A 3,897-nucleotide genomic window follows, 5' to 3' on the forward strand; every position below is an offset into this window, starting at 1 on the left:
GGATAGTGCCCCATGGGGTGGTGTAATTCGGATCGGTGAACCATCCGGTTCATGATCAACGAGTTGTGTTGTATGTTAGGCGCTTTCGAGCTGAGGTGTCAACGACTCAGCGGTCGTGTCGGTTGATACTGCAGCGCGTTCCTTCCTGGCGATGACGACCCTCAGCTCGTCCATCGACACGTCGGAGACGTAGCGGCGGGTCACTTGCCACTCGTCGTGCGCTTCGATCACCACCGCGGTCGCCAGGCGCAGGAACGCCGCCGGGTTGGGGAAGATCTCCACGACATCGGCGCGGCGTTTGATCTCCTTGTTGAGTCGTTCGATCGGATTGTTCGACCAGATTTTCTGCCAATGCGACTTCGGGAACGCACGGAACGCGAGCACATCTTCCTTCGCACCGTCCATCATCGCCGACACCTTCGGAAACGACCCGGCGAGCGTCTGCGCGACCTGATCCCACTGCGCTGCAACAGCATCCGGCTCGGTGTGCGCGAAGATCGTCTTGATCGCCGCCATCACCGGAGGCACCTGCTTCGACGACACCGCGGAAGTGACGTTCCGCATGAAATGCACCCGGCAACGCTGCCACGACGCCCCGGTGAACTGCTGCGCCACAGCAGCTTTCAAACCGGCATGCGCATCGGAGATCACCAGATGCACCCCCGACAGCCCCCGCGCCTTGAGCCCGATCAGGAACTCCCGCCAGAAATCGAACGACTCACTGTCCCCGACCGCGGTGCCCAACACTTCACGGGTGCCGTCGATCGACACCCCGGTCGCGACGACGAGCGCATGCGAGACCACATGCGCCCCGATCCGCACCTTGCAATACGTCGCGTCGAGGAAGACGTACGGAAACGTGGTGTGGGTCAACGTTCGCTCACGAAACCGCGCGATCTCCGTATCGAGCCCTTGGCAAATTCTCGACACAGTCGACTTCGAGACGCCCGAGTCAACACCCAACGCTGCGACGAGGTCGTCGACGTTGCGGGTCGACACTCCGTGCACGTAGGCCTCCATGATCACCGCGTACAACGCCTGATCGATGCGTCGGCGACGCTCGAGCAGGCTGGGGAAGAACGACCCTGTGCGCAGCTTCGGGATCTGGATCTCGACGTCTCCGCTGGTCGTCGACACCGTCTTCGAGCGGGTGCCGTTCCGGTAGTTCGTGCGCTCGGCCGTCCGCTCGTAGCGGCCGGCACCGAGGACCTCGGTCGCTTCGGCGTCGATCAGCGCCTGCAGGCCGGCGCGGATCAGCTCGGCGAACACCGACGCCGGGTCTGCACCCTTGAGTGCATCGAGCTGGGTGATCAGGCAGAATGGTCGTGGGTCATCGCGTGGTCCTTTGGTCGAGTCACTGTGAGAGGTAACTCGTTCATCACTACGCGATGGCCCACCCACAACACGGGTACGACACGCCCGAGCTGCGGCTACGCCGCCTCACCGAATGTCCACCACCCCACGGGACTTACCCGTGCCTCGCGTCGAGATATTGTCGGACTCGGCCCGCTCGGTTTCTGGCTCCGTGATTGGAGCGGTGCGATGGGGAATGCCGCCCCCCAAGGGCCCAATGGCTTGATCCACGTAGGTGAAAGGGCACGGACAGCAATTGTCGTGCCCTTTTTCGTCTGAGCTAGCTTCAATGGCAAACACTGAGGAGGGTTGCGTCAATGGGCTTTCCACGAATAGCAAGGCAGGGGAAGGTCGCGGGTGATCCACCTGGCCCGTTCGATCAGAGTGGTCGACGGCTGCGCATCGTCGTCGACTTCGCGCAGGACCAGCGCCGGGTCGAAGAGTGGAATGGAAACACTCACGCCCCGCTCTCAATGCCGAACCCGGAGATCTTTCTGTGGTCGCTGACAGAGGGCGAGAGTATCGACCGCTACTGGATCGGCACCGCCAACGACCCGGCCGACGTCGGCCGGGTCGTGATACCGTCCGGACCCCTCGACCCCAACGCCCACGACTACCTGGGGTTCTCGACCATCAACGGCCAAGGGCGAAGGACCGAATATTCGATCTGGCCCTACAGCACGTATGAAACGTTCGCTCAGGACGACGCCGGAGCCCCCGCAGGTCTATCCACTGAGCAGTGGCTGGCGGAACTTCTCGTTGCCCGGGCTAGCACCGAAATGCGCGCGGACCTGATGGTCACCACCAATCCGCGTGATCTGCCGCGAGGATTTCGGACAATGGAGATGATTAATCTCAGGCCGCGATCGCGGGCTGCCGATAACTGTAGTGGACGTCGTTCGGGGATCGGTACCCGATTGCCGAATGCCGGCGTCGTGGATTGTAGAACCCCTCGATGTATCTGATGATGTCCTGTCGCGCTTTGTCTTTCGTGGAATAGATCGTCCGATAGACGCACTCGTTCTTGAGGGCCGCGAAGAAACTTTCCGCCATACTGTTGTCCCAACACACCCCGGTCCGCCCCATCGACGACCGCATCCCCAGCGAGCTCACCAGAGCCCGGTAGGCCCGCGAGGTGTAGACACTGCCGCGATCGGAGTGGAAAATCGCTCCCGGCTCGATCAGGGTCGTGGATGCCGCATTCGTCAACGCCGCCGCGACGAGTTCGGTGCGCATATGGTCCGCAATCGACCAGCCCACGACTTTGCGGGAGTAGCAGTCGATGACCGTCGCGAGGTACATGAACCCCTGCCAGGTGTGAATGTAGGTGATGTCGCCGACGAACTTGATCCCGGGCCGATCAGCGGAGAAGTCGCGCACGAGCAGATCCGGCACTGCCGGCTCACTGCCGGAGTCGGAGTCGGTAGTGACCCGGAACGGGCGCGGTTGGCACGGCGCGAGGTCCTCGTCGCGCATGATCGACCGGACCAGTTCCGGTGAGCACTCGATGCCGGCTGCACGAAGATCTGCGTGGATACGGCGGTATCCGTACGTGCCGTGCGATAGATCGAAGAACACCCGAATGTGTTGCGCAAGAGTATCTCTGCGAATCTCCGTTGCTGATTGCGGCCGGCTTTTCCAGTGGTAGAAACCGGAGGTGGAGACCTCGAGCCAGCGGCAGCGGTCGGTGATCGGTACTACCGCGGAATCGTCCGCGACATAGGAATCGATGAACTCGTACTTCGCCACTACCGTGGCTCCCGCGCAAAGTACGAGGGTGCTTTTCTCAGGAAGGCTGCCTCGGCTCGAAGTTCTCGATTCTCACGTTCGAGCTGGGCGAGGCGTGCTCGTTCGGTGAGGGTGAGTTCGGTGTCCGGGCCGCCGCCGTGGGTGTCACGGTACTTCACCAACCATCGGCGCAGACTGTCGTCACCGACGTTGTAGGCCTTGGCGACTTCGCTGATCGGCTTGGAGAAGTCGATGACCTCTCGGCACAGTTCGTCCTTGAACTCGGGACTGAACGATCGGCGCGATCTGCTCATGCTGGACTGGCTCATTTCAGTAGATCCCTATTCTAAGCGGGTCCACTGTCCGAAATCCCTGGTCCGATCACAGTCAGAAAATCGTCGCTTGCGGACATTCTTTCGGCGAAAGAGATGCTCCGTGTTTCCGCCCAAGCGCTCTGGTCCGTGCTGGAAAGTGATTCGGCGTTTGAAGCTGCTTGGGACGATCTAGTCGCGGCAGCGAAGGACATAAGCACGTCCGCCTCGACTTTTGGTTTCCTCCGCGACGTCGTGTGGGCGGTCGCAGACAGGCGAAACCTGCCATGCGGAAGCCACAGTTTCGGACGCAAACTGGGTTCGATCTTAGGCGATAATGCGTTCACGGTCGCGCGTGCGCAAGCACAGTTGGGAGATCAACCGAGCGTGGATGTCCACAGCTTCGACCACGACGCAGATTCCGGCTTGTCCGCCGATGAACGCGTTGCTTTGTGTCGACGGGTGTTAGTCGCACCTGCCGAGATGGGGGACTGGTGCACGGTTA

3 protein-coding genes and 1 pseudogene are annotated in these 3,897 nt (G+C 61.5%); 1 reads left to right on the forward strand and 3 read right to left on the reverse strand.

Annotated features, from left to right (window positions below; genetic code table 11):
• Positions 1 to 75: 75 nt before the first annotated feature.
• The 3 genes and pseudogenes from RHBS_RS25385 to RHBS_RS25390 form a co-directional block, all read right to left on the reverse strand.
• Positions 76 to 1,334, reverse strand: a pseudogene (locus tag RHBS_RS25385) (IS256 family transposase).
• 333 nt (positions 1,335 to 1,667) lie between these two features.
• Positions 1,668 to 1,814, reverse strand: coding sequence for a hypothetical protein (locus RHBS_RS29305; RefSeq protein ID WP_183130109.1), 147 nt, complete (start codon positions 1,812 to 1,814; stop codon positions 1,668 to 1,670).
• 394 nt (positions 1,815 to 2,208) lie between these two features.
• Positions 2,209 to 3,395, reverse strand: a protein-coding gene (locus RHBS_RS25390) for an IS3 family transposase (protein WP_121872296.1) whose coding sequence is annotated in 2 segments (ribosomal slippage) — positions 2,209 to 3,131 and positions 3,131 to 3,395 — 1,188 coding nt in all. Because the reading frame shifts where the segments join, the coding sequence is not laid out codon by codon here.
• A 147-nt stretch (positions 3,396 to 3,542) separates the two neighbouring features.
• Here RHBS_RS25390 and RHBS_RS29855 point away from each other — a divergent pair.
• Positions 3,543 to 3,897: hypothetical protein (locus tag RHBS_RS29855; RefSeq protein ID WP_236745416.1), on the forward strand; the 355-nt coding region annotated here is incomplete at its 3' end.

Source organism: Rhodococcus sp. BS-15 (assembly GCF_000813105.1).
GTDB lineage: Bacteria > Actinomycetota > Actinomycetes > Mycobacteriales > Mycobacteriaceae > Rhodococcoides.